The sequence below is a fragment of the Acinetobacter sp. CFCC 10889 genome (genome assembly GCF_003268395.1).
GTDB lineage: Bacteria > Pseudomonadota > Gammaproteobacteria > Pseudomonadales > Moraxellaceae > Acinetobacter.
Genome location: NZ_LQXQ01000068.1, coordinates 1 through 16,446, shown reverse-complemented (window position 1 = coordinate 16,446; position 16,446 = coordinate 1). Strand labels below are relative to the sequence as shown.

Genomic DNA, 16,446 nt, shown 5'->3' with positions numbered 1-16,446 from the left:
CAAAAGCGGCTTCTGATATGGTAGGTAAAATTGCTTTAGATTCATCATAGTCATACTTGCCTTTTGCGAGTAATGAATCTAACGCAGATGCGGTATCTTGTAATGCTGATCCTCCATAAAGCGCAGCTTGATCTACTGTTTTTCTAAGATCAGGCTTTAAGCGATGCATTTCAGCAGTACCTTTACCATTTGCCGCAATTACAGCCATACGAGCTAATTGTTCATCATACGAAATAGCAGGTCGAAAAGCGCCATTTAAGATCATTCCGCCAGCTACCGCACCACCAACAGCACCAGCAGCATTATTTAGAAAATTACCTGCTCCACCACCAATACCTCCACTACGCCCCATATCCCGACTCGCCCGCCCCGCTTGTTCCAACTGCTGACGCAAACGTTCAGCAGCAGCGACTTGTTGACGTAAAATATTCAGCTGAAGCTGATAGTCACGGTTCTGATTACGATTATTTTGAGTGAGTAGAGTAGACTGACGAACTTGTTGTTGCAGGACTCGTTCTAACAACTGATTTGTTCTTAGCGTTGCTTGAGTTTGAACAGTTGATTGAGCCAAAGCACTATGCTGTTGCTGTACCAAACGACTCATTTGTTGATACTGTTTGGCTTGGATCGACGTCTGTTGTGCTTGCTGACGTAGAACGCCCTCAAGATTACGATTGGTTTTTAAAATCTCAGCGGCACTGGTTTTCTGAGTCTGTAAAAATTGCTGTAAGACTTGTTGCGCTTGTTTACCGTTGAGTTGCAACGTCATACTGACGACTGAATTTTTACCACTCATAACTTTATACCTTATGACTCTTGAGATTTGCGGCGAGTTGCGATTCTACGTTTCCCCTGACTGGGTGAAGGTGGAGCTTGATTGACTGAACGAGTATTATGCTGCCGCCCATTGTGTAGACCTTCTAATAATGCTAAAGCCAAATGCTTTGGCATTTTTAAAGCATCGGCATAAGGCACACCGATTTTCATCAATGTACCCAATAAAAGTGCCGATTCACTTAGTCTCCGGCACTTTCCTTTGCATCTAATTCAGTTCTTTTATTTTCTAAATAGCGTAAATTTTGAGAAGATGAGTTGATAAAAGCATCATATTCAAGAGGATGTATCTTGCCATCTGCATCGATTAAATCTGTTGCGCCACACAACTCGACAACACCAACATATTTTTTACCTACAGCAGTAGTTTGAATATCCAGTGATTCTTCAACAGTCAAAGAACGTAACTTAAACTTTTTAATTTTATGTTCGGTTTGACCATCTAACACTTTAATTGCGATAGGAAATGTACCTTCAACAAAAAATTCCATACTTACTCCGTAATATAATCTTTATAAAAACATTCAAGGGACTGGGTTGCTTCACCATCCACAGTGTATTTTTTACCCACTGTGGTTACACCAACACCGCTCCACACTTCACGGTATCCACCGTCGATTGCTTCTGCGATAAGTGTTGCACCATTGAGATTTGCCCAATCCAAATCACCTGTTTTAGGAATCACAGCTTCAATTTGTAGACTGCCTGATTTGGTGGTTTGAGCCGATTTATTGGCACGACCTTTACTGTTCATTGTTGCAACAAGCTTACGTCCCGCTTGTTCTGAAGAACTGATACTCGAACAGTCAATTTCTTGCCCATTGGCGTACAGCACAATTGTTCCAACTAATTCATCTTCTGCTGACATTACATTTCTCCACTCCAAGCGTTAGATTAATTTGATTTTCAAAATGTCAGTGTGAAATAAATAGAGTAGTGGGTTTAGGTGGAACGGCTTCCCCCTCAGATAATGAGCAATAAAAAAGACCCTAAAAAGGGTCTTTGATTTGATTAGCTTAGTATTTAATACACGTCTAATGTTGCAGCGACAACATGCATACCACGCACCTGAGAAATGACAAAGCACTGCTTTGGCATTTCGTAAGGGCTGGAATCAATATACATCCAACGTTGCAGCGACAACATGCATACCTCTGACCCAGTCAGCAGGTATTTTCACATTCACTCGGAAACGATCCGTTAAGTCCTCCAATACGGTCAACTCTTTGCCACGCTGACGCACATTTTGTAAGATTTCAGCATCATCAAGTTTAATTAATTCAACCAAAATTAACGAACGCAAATTATCACGCTCACGTTGAGTATTTTTACGACGACCATTACGACGTACAGCCTGACGCACCACTTTACGTGTGTAGTCCAAAACCAGTGCACCATTAATATCAGCAACAATATCATCAGGATCGCCATTGGTCGGGTTCGCTTGATAAGTTGAAAGTGCTCGTACAATTTCAGGCACACCTTCCGCACCAGTCTGAATCATACACACACCCTTACGCATTGCGGCTTCCATACGTTCAAACTTGAGTTTGTATTGATCCTCAACGGGTGTTAGACCTGCCAGATTTACTCCGTTAAAAGGTAGGGCAGGATCGTTAGAATCAGCCAATGCAGCAGCAATACATGCCGCAATTTCAGGCTCTTGACCATTTGCGCCGTGGTAGCAAGCTGCCACGATTCGATAATTAGTTTTTACTGGCGCTTGATCTGCAAAAGCTTCAGCCTCTTCAATATTTGAAAAAGGCACAATTAAAATGGTTGGACGTTGTTCAATTGGTCCTGAAACATCGTTAAGATATTGCGCCCAATCTAAGCTTTCAGCACCGACAGTTGGTGCAGCGGATAGAGCAATAATCGTATGACCGAGCGGGGCGATAGTTTCGAATGACATAGGTTTCTACCTTAATATGCAATATATTTTAATGGTTTACTCAACAAATTCACTTAAACAAAAAGATACTTTTGAGTAAAATCCATCATAACTATCTTCAAACAATAACGTTTGATTCAATGAATCTTGAGGGATTGGCTTGAATAGATACTTCATGCTATCTCGTCTTAAAGCTGAAATTTCAACTCGCTTATTTGATGCTGAAGTATTCATAAACTCCAGTGTAGTATCTGTATATTGAATAGTTACATTATCAAACTGACCTTCAATATTCAGAGCACCAGATAGAACAACTACTCCATCTATCTTGATTAAATATTCTAAATTTTCAGATGGTTCAAACTGCAATCCAAGACTTGCTAAAGGTGAAGCTCCTACACAACTAATGCCTTGTTCATTTGCTACTTTCCCAAGCATTGCACATCCACAATACGATTCACTTTTACAGCAGCGGTAATCATTCGCCCAGCGACGCTATTTTTTCCGAAAATACTATCTGCTTGCGCTTTATCATAAATACTCACAGGCATTTCAGGTGGCACAAGTGGCTCATTTGGAGTTTCAATAGGCACAGGAAAAGTCACAAACAAAACCTTATGCACATTTGCAGGTAAGCCAGTACGTTGCGCATTTAAATTGACATCGATGTACGTGTCAGGGGTACGGATACCATTAGGAATAGGCATTTTATTTATCCTTATCTAAAGTAATTGGGAGTTTGATGAAGTCAGACATATCGGCAACGTCATCACCTTCTTTAAACATGTAGTCAACATTCACCACTTGCATCCATTCCGCATCAAGCATGTCAATGTCACGATCCGCAGCAGAACGGGATACGATACAACTGGTATGCCATTGCTGAGCAAAGACACTCAATGCTTCATTTGCAGTACGATTATCAAAAACTTTGTCGATCTTGCCGTATGTAAATGGGGTGATACCGCACACATCATGTGCGGCAAGGTTGTTATTTAATAATGCAAGTTGCACGTCTTGCAGCAGCTGAAACGTTCCGATGCTGACAAGCTTCCCATCAACTTCAAGACCTTGTCTTGCTGTTTCTTCATTACGGATCGAATACGCACCGACAAGTACAACAAACACCAGTGGTACTCTAAATTTACGAGCGGAGATTTGTTCAGGCTTGCCTGTGCCTTGAAATGTGGTCCAAATGGCAGGAAAGCGGCGGATGACATCTTTATTAAGTCCGTCATCGAAGTCACCGCCATAAGACTCAATCGAAGAGATGTAAGGACGCTGTAAATTTTTAATCGCATCTTTTATTCCTTGCTCAATTCTTGATAAATCCATTACCAACGCCCCTTAAAGTCATTGCGTCCAACTGACCACATGACGTTATTGGAGGACGTTGCTTGCGGAGCAGATTCACCCGCAGGCGCACCACCAAGCGAAATTAAGCCTTTAGAAATATTGACCAGATTTTTAATCGCAATTTCATAGCGAGACTTGGTTCGATTGGTTTCTACGGTTTCACCTACAGAGCCATGAAAATGAGCAATGTCACAGCCAAGTGATACCAGAAAAGCAGGAATAACTTTCAATGGCAGGGTATAACGACCAATTAAATAACCGTCAATTTCACTGTTGGCAGCATCTAACGCCATTTGCAGTTTTTCAAAGTTAATGGTTTGCACCAAACCTCTGTCAGCGGTTAAATCAATGATTTCCTGTTCGCCAAATTTAGCGATCATTGCCTCTGCTGTGACATAGCTCATGATGAATTACCTTATGCAACTGTACCTGTAGAACCCCAAATCAAATGAGGATGTCCATAACCCGCAGCCGCACGTGCTTCAGCACCAAAATAGAAAACACCTTCCATAAATACGTTAGGCGAATCAGGATTGGTCATCTGCACAAAAGTTGGCTTTTTACGTTCTTGGTAAATAAAAGGCTTGATTGGTTTGGTGGTATCCATTAAGAACCAAGCGTTGTCATCAGTTAGGCGAGCTTCTTCAAGAACTTCGCAAACCCCTTTATATGGATTTGGCTTACCATCTTCTAACTGGTTTACGGTCATTAAGGCACGAGCAATATCACCTAGTGCGACAGGGACAACCAACAGGTTTGGCTTCACGTTCAGTGGACGATCTTGATCATCTTTGATCGACATCATGGCAGTACGGGCTGCACCAAAGGATGCCTGTGCTTTGGCTAAACTTTCAATCGAAAGCTTTTTATTGCCTTTGTTGCTGAATGACGTTTTTGCACCAATGGGATGATCCGCTGAAATGAAAGGTTTGCCGTCATAACATTTAGTTGTAAAAGCTTTATTGAATGCTTCATACACCAATTCATCAGGCAACTGTTTTGCTGACCAAGCCGCAGATTCTGCTTGAGGTTTATAGATACCCAATTGATCATCTTCAATATCGTCACGGTCTACTTCAACAGTTGCAGCAAACTTTTCATTGACGATGGTGTACTGATATTCAACGAGCTTTTTAATCACTTTTTTAGCCACCCAACGTTCCATTTTAGGAAAGTTAGCCAACCAGCGATAATCCACATACTTGCCTGAACTCGGCACAGTCATGGCGATCTTTTGATAACTTGTGGTCACTTCTTTAAAAGTGTCGTTATAAACCTTACTGAGGTTTAAAAAGATTGCAGATAATGCAGCACCATTTACGTTCATTCTACCCATACTCCATTTTCATCAATGCCCACAACTCGCCCAGCTTTAGAGCGAGTCCCTGTACCATCCGTTGCCGCTACGGTTTGATTGTCTTCAATAAAACAAACATCACCAAAGTTGGCTTGTGTCACGGGATCAGCACTACTGTTTTCAAACTGGAAAGCGTGATCAGTACGAATACGCACAGAAATTTCACCATCTGTACCTTCGTTATGTAAGGTCTCTTCAAAACGACCTAAATAAATCAGCCCAGTCGCAGTTGAACCTTCAACGGCATAACCATCTGCATTGACACAAGCAATCAGACCGTTACGAACTAAAGTTGCTGCTGCAACAGGAACAAATAACAGACCTTTTTCACGACGAGGCGTATTACGGTCAGAGGTGGCTAAAGTCATGATTAAGACTCCAAAGAATGACCAAAAGCAGCCGCAACGGCTAAATCTTCAGGTGTAAATTGATTGTTCCCTTGACCCTGCTGCTGATTATTCGCTGCAACATTCGTCCCATCAGTTTGTTTGCCATTCAGTGCTGCAATCTTCGGTGCAGAGGCAACAAACTTTTTAAATTCTTCGGGTTGTTCATCTGCCAGCTTGCGACCCCATGCCTGCATGTCATCACCGAGCAACTGACCATTGCTACACGCAGCTGTATATAAAGTATCGACTTCAGTTTTATTGCTATTAGCAGTGAGCGTTGCGATCTGTGCTTGTAGACCTGACACCACAGCGATTGGTACAAACTTTGACGGATCAGGTTGCTGATTGTTCGCAGCTGTTTTAGATACGATCACAGCATCCACAGCCGCATTTAATGTTTGCTCTTTGGCAAGCTCAGTACCGAAGCCAGCAGCATCCACTTTTGCAAAAAAACTATTTGCAGCAGTTAAAACTTCTTGTTCAGTTGCATTTTCAGCAAGACAAAGCTTCTTTAACATGAGCTTTAAAAACTCAGGCATAAGATCATCCTCGTGAGAATTTTGGATAAACAAATCCTGTGCCGCAGCCGCAAGTAAAGCGGGCAACTCATCAAGATTTGGCGTATTTGTGATAGCGACACACAACAGACCTGTGATGTCACCAGTTGGGGTATAAGAGAAAACGGGGGATATATAGCGATACTCTTCAGCATCGATAAAAGCTTGCGCTTGCGCAGTCCACTTAAAGTCAGAAGAACACAGACCCATGCCATCAACATATTCAAATGACTTGATCCACCCCGAAGCGGGGGCAGGTTTGCCATCCGTTTGAGATTTCAATGTGCCATGTTCATAGTCGATGACCATGTCGATATTTCGATGATTCAAAGCCAACGCAATCTGACGACCACGTTCAGCGGTGAGACTCCAAAAAGGAGCGTCATGTGGACGACCATCGAGACCAGAAAATTGACCTTCTGGAATCAATACCAACCGATTGCTTGATTGGCTCAGGGCGGATGCGCAGGCAGCGACTAAAAGTTTTGTTTTCATGCAGACAGCATGATGTAGATTTGAACAGTGATTTAGAGGGAAGCCATTCCCATTTTTAAGAATTTTCTAAATGGCGTTGTGTGCTGATTTAAGCGCAGTAAATATTGATGCGCTATCATTTATTATTTTTTATTCTTCAGATGTTTCTAACGCCCATCTAACGCAATTTATAACGATAAATGGGCAAGGATGAACGCTTAAAAGATATTTTTTAAGTAAGTGTCGATGGTATGTGCTACATCATCATAAGCTTCTTTTTGTAGATTCCCGCTTTTGTCCATCGGCAGATAAGGACGAGCAGGGATCACAGAACCAGGGTGATTGACATATTTAAAAACCATGCCACCAAATGCCAAAGCCTTTTTATTTTTAGGTCGGATCACATGTGCTTTGGTTTTACCACCAAACTGGTGAATCGCTGCATAGACTTTATTTGAACCAACACCTGCATAGTTTGCACCTGAAAATGATGTAATTGAACCTGCAAGCTGACCTGTGAGCTGTAAAATTTTGCCACCTTTACGGGGATATTTTAAGCCTGCCCATTTCGGGCGACCTTCAGCATCAAAATTATCGTCCGTAGCTTGCTTTAATGCCACAGAAATACGCTGCATTAAATCTTTAGGACTGGCTAATTTATTCAGTGCATTTTCAAATTTTTGCTGTAATGCTGCGTCATTAATGATGATATGCATTTAGAAAAGTACCTGATCAACGATGTTGCCGTGTTCATCACGAACCCAACCGTCAAATTCTAACTCAGGATAAACAAGGGGAAGTTGAGGACTGGTATAGCCTAAAATTTTACAGACCAATGCCAATTCATCTGATTTCTTCAGCGGATCTGTTATTGGATAAGTGGCTGTTGGCATATCAGGATAGCTCGCATAGCCATCTTCCAGTACCCAACCTGCCATAAGGGTAATGTGATGAATAACTTCAGGATCACCCTCAAAAGTGCCTTCAGCTTGATTCCATTGCAACAGATAAGTTTCAGGCATATCTTCATGCGTTAATGATATTTCCATGACCTCTCCTTATCTGCTATGAAATAAAATACCCAAGGCTAATTCTAGCATACGTGGGTCTTTTTTATACAATTCATATAACATTACTGCATTTGCTCTATCTATAGCAAGTATGGGTTGTAAAGCCATCGTCATGACTTCAAGCGCTTCACGTCCTTTATATTGTGGGTACTCTTTCCCCATATAAGGGGTGTAATAACCATCGGGGCGGGCAATTTCATCCAATTTATAACGAGGATCACTTGTTAATGATCTTAAACTTTGTAGTGGCTCACCAGCAGTACGCAAACGATGCTCTTGTTGAAACAATGTATCAAGATCTGGACGAGCCGCCTGTATCCGATGCACAAATTCATGAATGGCAATATCAAGCCTACTGACCACCATCCAACCATCACCCGCTTTCATATTGACGATGCCGATACCTAATAAATTCACCCTTTGAGTAATCGGGGAAGTATAAGCAAAACCTCGAGCTTGACTCACACGTACATTCAGATCGCCCAAGTGATTCGCTGCTCTAACCCACTCTGCTGGAAAGCTTTTGGTTGCATCTTTCATCAGTTGTTTAGCTTGGGCATTGCCTTTGATCTCTGCCGCAACCGATCCCGCTTGACGGGTACGTTCTAATTCACGGGTCAACCATTGCTGCATTTTTGCGTGATGTGGCACATAGTCCACAGCATGTTTGGCTTCATCCAAAATCTGTTTAACGGTTTTATCCGCAGTTGCAGGGATATTGAATACATCATCCAAACGCTGTCTACCCAGCTTTACAAAATCATCAACAGTGGTTTTTGATGGATCAAAAATTGGATGCTCAGGTAGCTTTCTGACAATGTCAGGCGCAGTCTTTTCGATTAACTTTGTTGTTGCCCCAGTGGATGGTGCAGCATTAAAACCTGCATCAGTTTTAAAAGGGATTTCCATTGAAGGTAGTTTCAGTTTCGTGACCGTTGCAGAACTGGCATAACCCACGTTTGCTATTTCAGTGCTGATATGACCTTCACTCGACTCAACGGTATAACCCCCACGACCCACAGCATTCTCAGTCATTGGCGACACACGACAACGGCAATTAAACCCACAGGGCGGAAAGATTGCATCCCATGCACCATCATCGGCTCTCATCACTCGACCATGCAAAGCACGATGCGCAGGGCGGGTACGATTGTCCATAATTGCAACATAGCGCCAGTATGGATGGGTGTCTGTTGCTTGCAACATCTCATGACGACGACCCGCCATATATGCCGCTTGCAGATTAGTACGATAAATGGTTTCTAAACGCCAAGGCGTTCCCATCTCCCGACCATTTTCATCTTTGCCCCACCAGCCTTTTGCTTTTAACGTTGGCATGATTTGTTCACGCCATTGTTGCATTGTCAGTCCTTTCTTCTGTGCATCGATCAAGGACTGTTTAATATCACCAAGCAAATCAATGCGTGACAGGTTTGCAACAGTAAAGGCTTGGTTATGTGCACCATCTCTTAAATCATGCCAATGCTTGGTGGGCACAAGGCGCTTATTTTCTAAATATGAAATTGCCGTTTCAGGTGGCTCACCAAAGAAGCCATGAAGACTTGCACCATTAGGCTGCACCATGATTAAAGCTCCGCCTGTGCTGAAATTGCACCCCAAGCTTCAGCGGCAAAAAGCAACTTGGCTAAATGCTCTTGCAACTGATCCGCAGAACGGTCAGGCAGCATATTTGCAATAATACCGAGTGCGTCATCAATGCTTGTGGCTGCTTCTAATTGCTTGAGTACAGATTGAATCATCACTTGTGCATGACTATTGAGTTGTCCTGCATCTAACTGATTGATTGCCTCATCTAACTCAATTTGATCTTGAAAAGTCTCTTGCTTCACTTGCTGAGTCAGTGCTGCCAACTTAAAGCCTTGTTGATGATTTGCCGCTTGTAAAGTTGGGGTTTTAGTAAACGTTAGAATTTGCTCATCTTCACTTGCCATTGGAATGCCTGAGCGTTCATGTGCCCAATTCACTCCGATCCGCATCCCTGAATTGACGAGGTTGGGTAGGGACTTGCTGAATGTTTCAAGGTCTTCTGTATCAGAAGTATCGAACTTAAATTTTGGATAACGATCAGGCGTGATATTCGGATAATTCAAACGCATGACATAGCTGATAATGCTGTCATTGATAGATCGGGCAAGCTGCTTAGCATCCGATTTATTCAGTGTTTCAAACTGTAACTCATGGGTTTTAGACTGAGCATTGGTACTGGTTTTACCATCGGCTTGACTGAGTAATGTTCCACCAACAATGATTTTGGATTGTGTATTCTCACACCACTTGATCAGGCTCATGTGGTTATCTGTATCACCACTGGCTGCATTCTGAAAATCAATGGTCATGCCTTTGGGAATAATCCCACCCGCATCACGCCCAATGCTGAGTACTGCACGGAGTAGGGTGCGTTTTTCTTGTTCAGTTGCACCTTCGCTATAAGAACCGACTCGGATCGGCAGCCCATAAATTTCTAAAAACTCTAAAATGTCTTTGATGCCGTAATTTTTAAACAAGTACGGATAGCACAGCACCCGCAGTAAACCTGAGCGACTGATATAACCCGACTTGGCTTTATGGCGATGAATAAACCAACCGTAGTCCCAAAACTCAGCACCTTCTACGCTGTGATCATTCCAACGCAATTCATTTGGCGCATTGAACGGGGTTTTAAACTCACGGGCAAGGCGATGTTCAAAGCGGGCAGGTAGCCACAGTTTACCGAGTTGATGCCATTGGATGGTTTGACCGCTATAGCTATGTAATATTGCGTCCATTGCATCAAAGAACACCATCTCAAGGTCAGGAATATCGTCGATCCACTCTGTCACTTCTTCAGCGATTTTTTTCTCTTGGCTACTGGCATTTTTTGGCGGTAGCATTTGCCAAGGTAAACCATTAATGGCTTTTTTGCGTTTGTCATTTTCACTGAAGATATGACCATCACGCTCTTCCATGTCAGCGCCAAGATCAGCTTGCGCAGTCAGGTTGCCGCTTTCGGCTTCGATCAGCAGTTGTGCCAAGCGTTGTGGAGTCAGTCCGAGGGCAGGGTGGTTCGGTTGGTCGATCCAACCGACTTCAGCAGTTTGTGGTGCATCTAACGCACTACGATCATCCTTTTTACTTTTTTTAGCCATAACAAAAATGCCAATATCTCAAGATATTGGCATTGTTTGGTTTTTAGCGGTGGGGGTTTAGATGGAAGCCGTTCCTATTCTAATGGCACAGTAATATTGCAGTAAAAAACCAAAGAAGCTATTAATCCTACAACTGTAATGATAGAAATTATGATTAAAATCCATTTTTGGAATATAATTCTTTTAAATAAATCTTCGAATGGTGGTTTATTGTCTTTAGAGATAATAATGTCATATACGCTCGTACCATTTTCTCTCTTTCTCTTTTTCAAATCTTCATTTTTTCTTTTAAGTTCTTTTCGAATTGATTTTAAAGAGTCATATTGATTCTTGATTAAGAAAAGCATAGTAATTGAAAATATAACAACACCAATCATCACACCAGTATTTACCCAGAACTGATATGTATAATCTTTTTGAATCTGACTTTGGGCTTTAAATTGAGTAGCAACAATCACAGTTGCAATTGGTATGCCTAATATTTGATTTTGAATATCAGTAATGACCTTATGAATTTTAACCTGTTCCTCTAATTTTGTATTTCTGATTTCATTATAAACTTCATCAAAAGAAAATTTAGCAGCAAAAATCGCATAGTCTTGATCTAATTTTTCATATACATCTTTAAGATGTTTTAAAAAGTGAGAAAATCTATTTTCAGCATCTATGGTTTTACATTGATTAACTATGGCTTTTGCTAAAATAGCAAGCTTTTGCTTACGATGTAAATCATCGGATAAAAAGGATTCAAATTTCTTGATAGTATCAATATCTAAGTTTTCAAGCTCTGTTGAAGAGTAAATAATATCTAACTCTAACTTTTCTGGTTCAATATAAACCATTCTAGAAGTTGCTGAGTCAACAAATACTGCTGATTCTTGGATCAACTTAATGAATTTGATAAGAGTTTCATATTTTTCTATTAAAATAGGTTTAGCTATTGTAGCTTTTGAATCCCATTTCAAATCAATAATATAAAATATTTTGGTATTTTTAACTTTGAAAAATTTATTTTGACAAAATTCATCAATATTCCTAAAAAAATGACCAAAGTCAGAACTTCTTGGAAATTCATGAAAAAAAGTACGTTCTTGACCCACCTGAATATCACTAGGTTGGCTTTTTCTCCAACCTGTAATTTCAGGGTTATTAAATGCTAACTGTAAATTTTGAGCAATAGAATCTGTATCGACAAAAATACGACCTTTTTCATAATTTTCATCAAAATTTGCTTGCTTATATAAAGCAATCAATTGCTCTCTATTAATCAGACTCATTTTCTTCTAAGCCATTTACTTCTTTAGCAAAAGCGGCTTTCTCCTCATCATCAGTAATCTTAATTTTTAGTTCACCAGTTTCTGGGTCATACTCCATTCCATGTTTAAATGCTTCACGGTTAAACTTTAAATCCCAATATTTTGATTTAGATTTTAATTGAATTAATCCTTTAATAACACGAAGATCAGGGATAAATTCATCACTTAAAGCATGTTCATCAGAGGTTAAAAAAATTCTTAATTTGTCAGGATCTTCTGGAGACAAATGATTTGCTAAATGTTCTAAAAAGATCGGTTTGTTTGCTTTAGATGCAGATTGCAAAAAATTGTATGCTTCAGATCTTAACGATGTTCTTTCGTTATAGTCTAAGTTTTCAATTTCGCAATATGAATCAATAACCGCAAGAAGCTCTTGACTATGTACAATGTTAGAATTCGTTGTTGAGCAACCTAAGAAATTCTTAAAGTAAGTCGATTCTTTAGTGTTACGAATAAAACTAACATAACGCTCGTGTCCATCTTTCCACTGACTAAGATTGATTCGTCCTGCATGTCTCAATTTACTTAAGTCAATATAAACAGAAGGTTCAACTTCAAATCTTTTTGTAATACCTGCGCCAGTTACTTCATTAACAATAGCAACTGAAAATAAATCACTACCATTGTATTTATATTGGGACATTACAACCCAACCGCCTGAAGCATTCGTATTTTTAGCTTTTGCTACTAAATGTGTTAGCACTCGAGTAGACAGATTATAGAAATTATCAGCATTTTCCGTAGATTTAGCATCAGTTAGATATGTTGAAATAGGATAGTTATCTGTATCAGCTTCAAATTTGCCGAAAGAACGTCCCCCTTGCTCGATATATCTTTTATTTAGGGTATCCATTAATTGTTGAATAGAGTCATTGACTGCAAGGACAGCAGGACCATCTTCTTTAGTTACTTCAGTACCATGCTGGTCTTTAATTAACTTATGCACAATAAAAGCTTTTATATCACATTTAGCCTCAGACATTTTTACCCCATAAAAAATTATGCCAATTAACTTAATTGAATCATATTACTAGGAAATTAAATAGGTTTTTCATTCTGATTTTGGCTTTACGACAGTTTTTGTCGTCCTGTTTTTAAAATTTCACATAAAACTAAAATCCGACCTCACATCATCCAAGTCATCCTCTTCAAATTCATCGGATACATCAGATAAAGCGGTAAATTCATACGGTGCGCTCGGATTCTTACTGGCATAGTCCGCCAGCAAGTGAGCGATACCGCTGTCCCCATGACGGTCTTTGTTATTACTATTTGAACCAGTGGATGGGATACGTCCCACACCATTGATCATCACAAATGCACGGTGATCTTCCATCACATCCTGATCAGCAGGCATATTGACGATGTCGCCATCTTCTAACGCAGATTTAAAGTGTGGTGTATGTTCTCTATACCACGACTCGGTTAGCATGACCGCCTCAACCCGCTCACCAAACTTGACCTGCATCGCTTCAGCCAAAAAGCCACCATTACCACTGGCATCATGTGCGCCTTTGCTGAAATTCGGTAACATCGCCACGATCAATTTTAAAAACTCTTCTTGCTGTTTGTATGGCGTTTTAAACATTTCAAATAAAAAAGGACAGATCTTGCGAGACTGAATGCCTTCACTCAAAACCCAAAACGAACAGGCATTCTTTTTACGAGCAAAGTCCAAGCCATAAAAGTTTTTAGTTGTTTTGGGAATGGCTTCCAAAAGCGGCTTTAGATTTTCATTAAAAAACTCTAACACTTCCGCATTACGGCTTTCTTCGCTGACTTTATCGAAGTTGTCCCAACCTTCAGGCGGGGTAAAACGAATGACAGGCACATTCGGGTCTTTACGAGCGTCAAGCAAAGCCTGACTGAGCCATTTGCCACCGCCCTTGGACGGAATGACATCCAATTCTTCGCTTGCACCATCCCCATAGAAGCTATAAATATCAGCCATCCAAAGTTTTTCTTCTTCAGGGTCATAATCGATGCCTTTACGCAGACAAACCCGTTTATACAAGCCTTGTGCTACAGCCTCAGCAAAAGTGGTTCGGTGGACAGTGCCTTTGCGCTTTCCAGCTCGAATTTCCTTAATCAGTTCATTAAATGGGTTATCTTCACCATCATGGGTACTGATGACTCTGACTTTACCACCCCAGATCAAGAACGCCATTGCAGCTTTGATCAGTTCAGCTAAATCATCATGGAAAGCTGCTTCATCTAAAATTAATACACCCTGACGACCACGTAAGTTACTTGGACGACTGGTAAGAGCCTCAACACGTAAGCCCGATTTAGGAAAGCGAATAATAAACGTTTGAATCTGCTTATCACCATCCTCCCAAATTCCTTCTTCTATCTCAGCAGCAGCAAAGTCATAGGCTTTTGCCCACATTGCAACTGCTTGAATAAATTCAACAGTCATGTCTTTGTTGTAACCAACATAGTAGACATTCTGACCGCCTGCTTCACGATCCATGGATGCAATCAGCGCAACATCCGCAGCCTCTGCCCAAGTGATCCCAATACGACGTGACTTTTCAGAAATTTTTAAAGGACTCTCATCCGCCACCCATTCTTGCTGATAGGGCAAAAGCACAGCAGGGGTTTGATCAAACTGTGGTAGCAAATCATCAAGCGGTGTCGGATTCATAGTCATGATTTAATAATCCCTAAAATTTGTTTACGGATTTCAGTGGCAGTTTCAGCAGATAAGCCGCCCTTTTTAGAGATTTTTTCGACGGCTTTAAGTGCCGTTTCAACTTTTTCTCGTACTTCAATTTCAAATTTTTTCTGATTGACAGAGGCTTTAGAGATTTCAGCAACACCTTTACTCACCTTGGATAACAGTTCTAAACGTTTTTCAGGTGTGACCTCATCGCCTAGCTCTTGCAGGGCAACAAAGCATTCAAAATACTCAGACTGAATCATGGCAAGCACCGCTGAGTTCAGACCTTCACCATCATCTTTGACAGAATCTTTAAACATCAATGCTGCTTGAGTACTGGCTTGAATCGCAGAGAGCTTATTTTCTAACTTTTGACCATAACGATGAATGGACGATTTACTAATCGAATAACCAAGTTCAGAAAGCTTATTGGCAATTTCTTCATAACCGCAAAAGCCTTTATCCATCAACCATCTGTTCAGCATTTGCTTATCTTCAGGTTTGAGTTGATCAAGCGCAGACTCACGTCCCATTACGTCACCCATTCCAATATTTAGCAGGGCGGGCGATCCCCGCATGACAGTCAACAGTATATTCAACGACATCAACACCATAATGCGTCAGCTTACTGTGCCAGTGCCCATCAGGTTGTTTGCCGATTTCGACCAGTTTACGATCTTCCAAATATTCCAGCTCAGTATGTAACTCTTTAACTGTACAATCAGCATAGATCGCTTGCATTACTGACAGTAAGAGCACATCCAAAGCACCGATTGGGCGGGCTTTATTCAGCGCATTGAGTAACTGCCAACGCATTGACTCACGACGAGCTTTGATTAAATCTGTCATTGCTGCATTCCTTGTTTAATTTGTACGTTTTCAAGTTTTTGTGCGACAGCATCTAACTTCGCTTCGATCACAGTTTGACCTCGGATATAGTCATCACGAGCAACATAAGCATGTGGCAAATCAATTTGAAACTGATACAGCTTACGCTCCAGATCACGGATGTCTTTTTGACTTTGCAGCGATTGATTCGCAACATCTTCAAGCTTGTTCTGCATCGACTTAAAGTTATTGTCCAGATTCACTTCGATACGATTCCATAGAATTTTAATCGTTGCTACAACGGTAGAGACCATCGTGATCAGCACCATGATCCACTGATACGCTTCTAATTGAATAGCCACATGTCCCCCTTAACCAGCGAAGTTCTGCAAGACAGAACGTCCGCTATTCAACATCGCAATCAATTGATCAACAAACCAAGAAACCGTTGTACTCCAACCAGCCCAAATTGCTTTAATTTCTGCCCTCGTTTCGACATACTCTTTTTCGATATAGTCCAATACCGCAAGTTTCTTTTCTAAACCTTTGAGAACGCCTTCATTTTC

The 16,446-nt window shown here is 40.9% G+C and carries 22 protein-coding genes and 1 pseudogene; all 23 read right to left on the bottom strand.

Features of this window, described 5'->3' with window-relative positions; translation table 11 throughout:
* A pseudogene (locus AVJ19_RS18240) lies at positions 1–796 on the bottom strand (hypothetical protein); the annotation flags it as partial.
* A gap of 11 nt (positions 797–807) precedes the next feature.
* Positions 808–987, bottom strand: coding sequence for a hypothetical protein (locus tag AVJ19_RS18235; protein WP_111861036.1), 180 nt, complete (start codon positions 985–987; stop codon positions 808–810).
* Between the two features lie 29 nt (positions 988–1,016).
* Positions 1,017–1,325: a hypothetical protein gene (locus AVJ19_RS18230; RefSeq protein WP_111861035.1), complete on the bottom strand. Its 309-nt coding sequence runs from the start codon at positions 1,323–1,325 to the stop codon at positions 1,017–1,019.
* Between the two features lie 2 nt (positions 1,326–1,327).
* Entirely contained in the window at positions 1,328–1,702 is a 375-nt protein-coding gene (locus tag AVJ19_RS18225) for a phage tail protein (RefSeq protein WP_111861034.1), read from the bottom strand.
* 246 nt (positions 1,703–1,948) lie between these two features.
* Positions 1,949–2,746: a phage tail sheath C-terminal domain-containing protein gene (locus AVJ19_RS18220; protein ID WP_111861033.1), complete on the bottom strand. Its 798-nt coding sequence runs from the start codon at positions 2,744–2,746 to the stop codon at positions 1,949–1,951.
* A 36-nt stretch (positions 2,747–2,782) separates the two neighbouring features.
* The gene (locus tag AVJ19_RS18215; protein WP_111861032.1) at positions 2,783–3,163 is read right to left on the bottom strand and encodes a hypothetical protein; all 381 of its coding nucleotides are present in this window, start codon (positions 3,161–3,163) and stop codon (positions 2,783–2,785) included.
* Entirely contained in the window at positions 3,148–3,432 is a 285-nt protein-coding gene (locus AVJ19_RS18210; protein WP_111861031.1) for a hypothetical protein, read from the bottom strand. Before AVJ19_RS18210 ends, AVJ19_RS18215 begins: the two co-directional genes overlap by 16 nt.
* Before the next feature lies 1 nt (position 3,433).
* A complete protein-coding gene (locus AVJ19_RS18205; RefSeq protein ID WP_111861030.1) occupies positions 3,434–4,060 on the bottom strand; it encodes a phage protein Gp37 in 627 nt (208 codons plus the stop codon).
* On the bottom strand, positions 4,060–4,485 hold the full coding sequence (locus tag AVJ19_RS18200) for a gp436 family protein (RefSeq protein WP_111861029.1): 426 nt from the start codon (positions 4,483–4,485) through the stop codon (positions 4,060–4,062). Before AVJ19_RS18200 ends, AVJ19_RS18205 begins: the two co-directional genes overlap by 1 nt.
* An 11-nt stretch (positions 4,486–4,496) precedes the next feature.
* A complete protein-coding gene (locus AVJ19_RS18195) occupies positions 4,497–5,408 on the bottom strand; it encodes a Mu-like prophage major head subunit gpT family protein (RefSeq protein ID WP_111861028.1) in 912 nt (303 codons plus the stop codon).
* On the bottom strand, positions 5,405–5,806 hold the full coding sequence (locus tag AVJ19_RS18190) for a hypothetical protein (protein ID WP_111861027.1): 402 nt from the start codon (positions 5,804–5,806) through the stop codon (positions 5,405–5,407). Before AVJ19_RS18190 ends, AVJ19_RS18195 begins: the two co-directional genes overlap by 4 nt.
* 2 nt (positions 5,807–5,808) lie before the next feature.
* Positions 5,809–6,879: a phage protease gene (locus tag AVJ19_RS18185; protein WP_111861026.1), complete on the bottom strand. Its 1,071-nt coding sequence runs from the start codon at positions 6,877–6,879 to the stop codon at positions 5,809–5,811.
* A 197-nt stretch (positions 6,880–7,076) separates the two neighbouring features.
* The gene (locus AVJ19_RS18180; RefSeq protein WP_111861025.1) at positions 7,077–7,574 is read right to left on the bottom strand and encodes a phage virion morphogenesis protein; all 498 of its coding nucleotides are present in this window, start codon (positions 7,572–7,574) and stop codon (positions 7,077–7,079) included.
* Positions 7,575–7,907: a hypothetical protein gene (locus AVJ19_RS18175; protein ID WP_111861024.1), complete on the bottom strand. Its 333-nt coding sequence runs from the start codon at positions 7,905–7,907 to the stop codon at positions 7,575–7,577.
* Positions 7,908–7,916: 9 nt separating this feature from the next.
* Positions 7,917–9,512, bottom strand: a complete 1,596-nt coding sequence (locus AVJ19_RS18170) for a phage minor head protein (RefSeq protein ID WP_111861023.1) — start codon at positions 9,510–9,512, stop codon at positions 7,917–7,919.
* Positions 9,513–9,514: 2 nt separating this feature from the next.
* Positions 9,515–11,074: a DUF935 domain-containing protein gene (locus AVJ19_RS18165; protein WP_111861022.1), complete on the bottom strand. Its 1,560-nt coding sequence runs from the start codon at positions 11,072–11,074 to the stop codon at positions 9,515–9,517.
* A 74-nt stretch (positions 11,075–11,148) separates the two neighbouring features.
* Positions 11,149–12,351, bottom strand: coding sequence for a hypothetical protein (locus tag AVJ19_RS18160; RefSeq protein WP_111861021.1), 1,203 nt, complete (start codon positions 12,349–12,351; stop codon positions 11,149–11,151).
* Positions 12,338–13,372, bottom strand: coding sequence for a nucleoid-associated protein (locus tag AVJ19_RS18155; protein WP_111861020.1), 1,035 nt, complete (start codon positions 13,370–13,372; stop codon positions 12,338–12,340). The genes AVJ19_RS18160 and AVJ19_RS18155 overlap by 14 nt, the downstream gene beginning before the upstream one ends.
* Before the next feature lie 120 nt (positions 13,373–13,492).
* On the bottom strand, positions 13,493–15,043 hold the full coding sequence (locus tag AVJ19_RS18150) for a hypothetical protein (RefSeq protein ID WP_416240587.1): 1,551 nt from the start codon (positions 15,041–15,043) through the stop codon (positions 13,493–13,495).
* Entirely contained in the window at positions 15,040–15,585 is a 546-nt protein-coding gene (locus tag AVJ19_RS18145) for a DUF3486 family protein (RefSeq protein WP_111861037.1), read from the bottom strand. Before AVJ19_RS18145 ends, AVJ19_RS18150 begins: the two co-directional genes overlap by 4 nt.
* Positions 15,586–15,589: 4 nt before the next feature.
* Positions 15,590–15,901: a hypothetical protein gene (locus tag AVJ19_RS18140; protein ID WP_111861019.1), complete on the bottom strand. Its 312-nt coding sequence runs from the start codon at positions 15,899–15,901 to the stop codon at positions 15,590–15,592.
* Positions 15,898–16,242: a hypothetical protein gene (locus tag AVJ19_RS18135; RefSeq protein ID WP_111861018.1), complete on the bottom strand. Its 345-nt coding sequence runs from the start codon at positions 16,240–16,242 to the stop codon at positions 15,898–15,900. The genes AVJ19_RS18140 and AVJ19_RS18135 overlap by 4 nt, the downstream gene beginning before the upstream one ends.
* Before the next feature lie 9 nt (positions 16,243–16,251).
* The coding region (locus AVJ19_RS18130) for a hypothetical protein (RefSeq protein WP_162626647.1) at positions 16,252–16,446 on the bottom strand (195 nt) is incomplete at its 5' end.

What these genes read in the sequence shown, in the direction of transcription:
- AVJ19_RS18195 (WP_111861028.1), bottom strand. Translation starts at nt 5,408, where the DNA reads ATGAACGTAAATGGTGCTGCATTATCTGCAATCTTTTTAAACCTCAGT.
- AVJ19_RS18160 (WP_111861021.1), bottom strand. Translation starts at nt 12,351, where the DNA reads ATGAGTCTGATTAATAGAGAGCAATTGATTGCTTTATATAAGCAAGCA.
- AVJ19_RS18170 (WP_111861023.1), bottom strand. Translation starts at nt 9,512, where the DNA reads ATGGTGCAGCCTAATGGTGCAAGTCTTCATGGCTTCTTTGGTGAGCCA.
- AVJ19_RS18180 (WP_111861025.1), bottom strand. Translation starts at nt 7,574, where the DNA reads ATGCATATCATCATTAATGACGCAGCATTACAGCAAAAATTTGAAAAT.
- AVJ19_RS18150 (WP_416240587.1), bottom strand. Translation starts at nt 15,043, where the DNA reads ATGACTATGAATCCGACACCGCTTGATGATTTGCTACCACAGTTTGAT.
- AVJ19_RS18155 (WP_111861020.1), bottom strand. Translation starts at nt 13,372, where the DNA reads ATGTCTGAGGCTAAATGTGATATAAAAGCTTTTATTGTGCATAAGTTA.
- AVJ19_RS18190 (WP_111861027.1), bottom strand. Translation starts at nt 5,806, where the DNA reads ATGACTTTAGCCACCTCTGACCGTAATACGCCTCGTCGTGAAAAAGGT.
- AVJ19_RS18140 (WP_111861019.1), bottom strand. Translation starts at nt 15,901, where the DNA reads ATGACAGATTTAATCAAAGCTCGTCGTGAGTCAATGCGTTGGCAGTTA.
- AVJ19_RS18230 (WP_111861035.1), bottom strand. Translation starts at nt 1,325, where the DNA reads ATGGAATTTTTTGTTGAAGGTACATTTCCTATCGCAATTAAAGTGTTA.
- AVJ19_RS18145 (WP_111861037.1), bottom strand. Translation starts at nt 15,585, where the DNA reads ATGGGACGTGAGTCTGCGCTTGATCAACTCAAACCTGAAGATAAGCAA.
- AVJ19_RS18210 (WP_111861031.1), bottom strand. Translation starts at nt 3,432, where the DNA reads ATGCCTATTCCTAATGGTATCCGTACCCCTGACACGTACATCGATGTC.
- AVJ19_RS18175 (WP_111861024.1), bottom strand. Translation starts at nt 7,907, where the DNA reads ATGGAAATATCATTAACGCATGAAGATATGCCTGAAACTTATCTGTTG.
- AVJ19_RS18185 (WP_111861026.1), bottom strand. Translation starts at nt 6,879, where the DNA reads ATGAAAACAAAACTTTTAGTCGCTGCCTGCGCATCCGCCCTGAGCCAA.
- AVJ19_RS18205 (WP_111861030.1), bottom strand. Translation starts at nt 4,060, where the DNA reads ATGGATTTATCAAGAATTGAGCAAGGAATAAAAGATGCGATTAAAAAT.
- AVJ19_RS18200 (WP_111861029.1), bottom strand. Translation starts at nt 4,485, where the DNA reads ATGAGCTATGTCACAGCAGAGGCAATGATCGCTAAATTTGGCGAACAG.
- AVJ19_RS18165 (WP_111861022.1), bottom strand. Translation starts at nt 11,074, where the DNA reads ATGGCTAAAAAAAGTAAAAAGGATGATCGTAGTGCGTTAGATGCACCA.
- AVJ19_RS18225 (WP_111861034.1), bottom strand. Translation starts at nt 1,702, where the DNA reads ATGTCAGCAGAAGATGAATTAGTTGGAACAATTGTGCTGTACGCCAAT.
- AVJ19_RS18220 (WP_111861033.1), bottom strand. Translation starts at nt 2,746, where the DNA reads ATGTCATTCGAAACTATCGCCCCGCTCGGTCATACGATTATTGCTCTA.
- AVJ19_RS18235 (WP_111861036.1), bottom strand. Translation starts at nt 987, where the DNA reads ATGAAAATCGGTGTGCCTTATGCCGATGCTTTAAAAATGCCAAAGCAT.
- AVJ19_RS18215 (WP_111861032.1), bottom strand. Translation starts at nt 3,163, where the DNA reads ATGCTTGGGAAAGTAGCAAATGAACAAGGCATTAGTTGTGTAGGAGCT.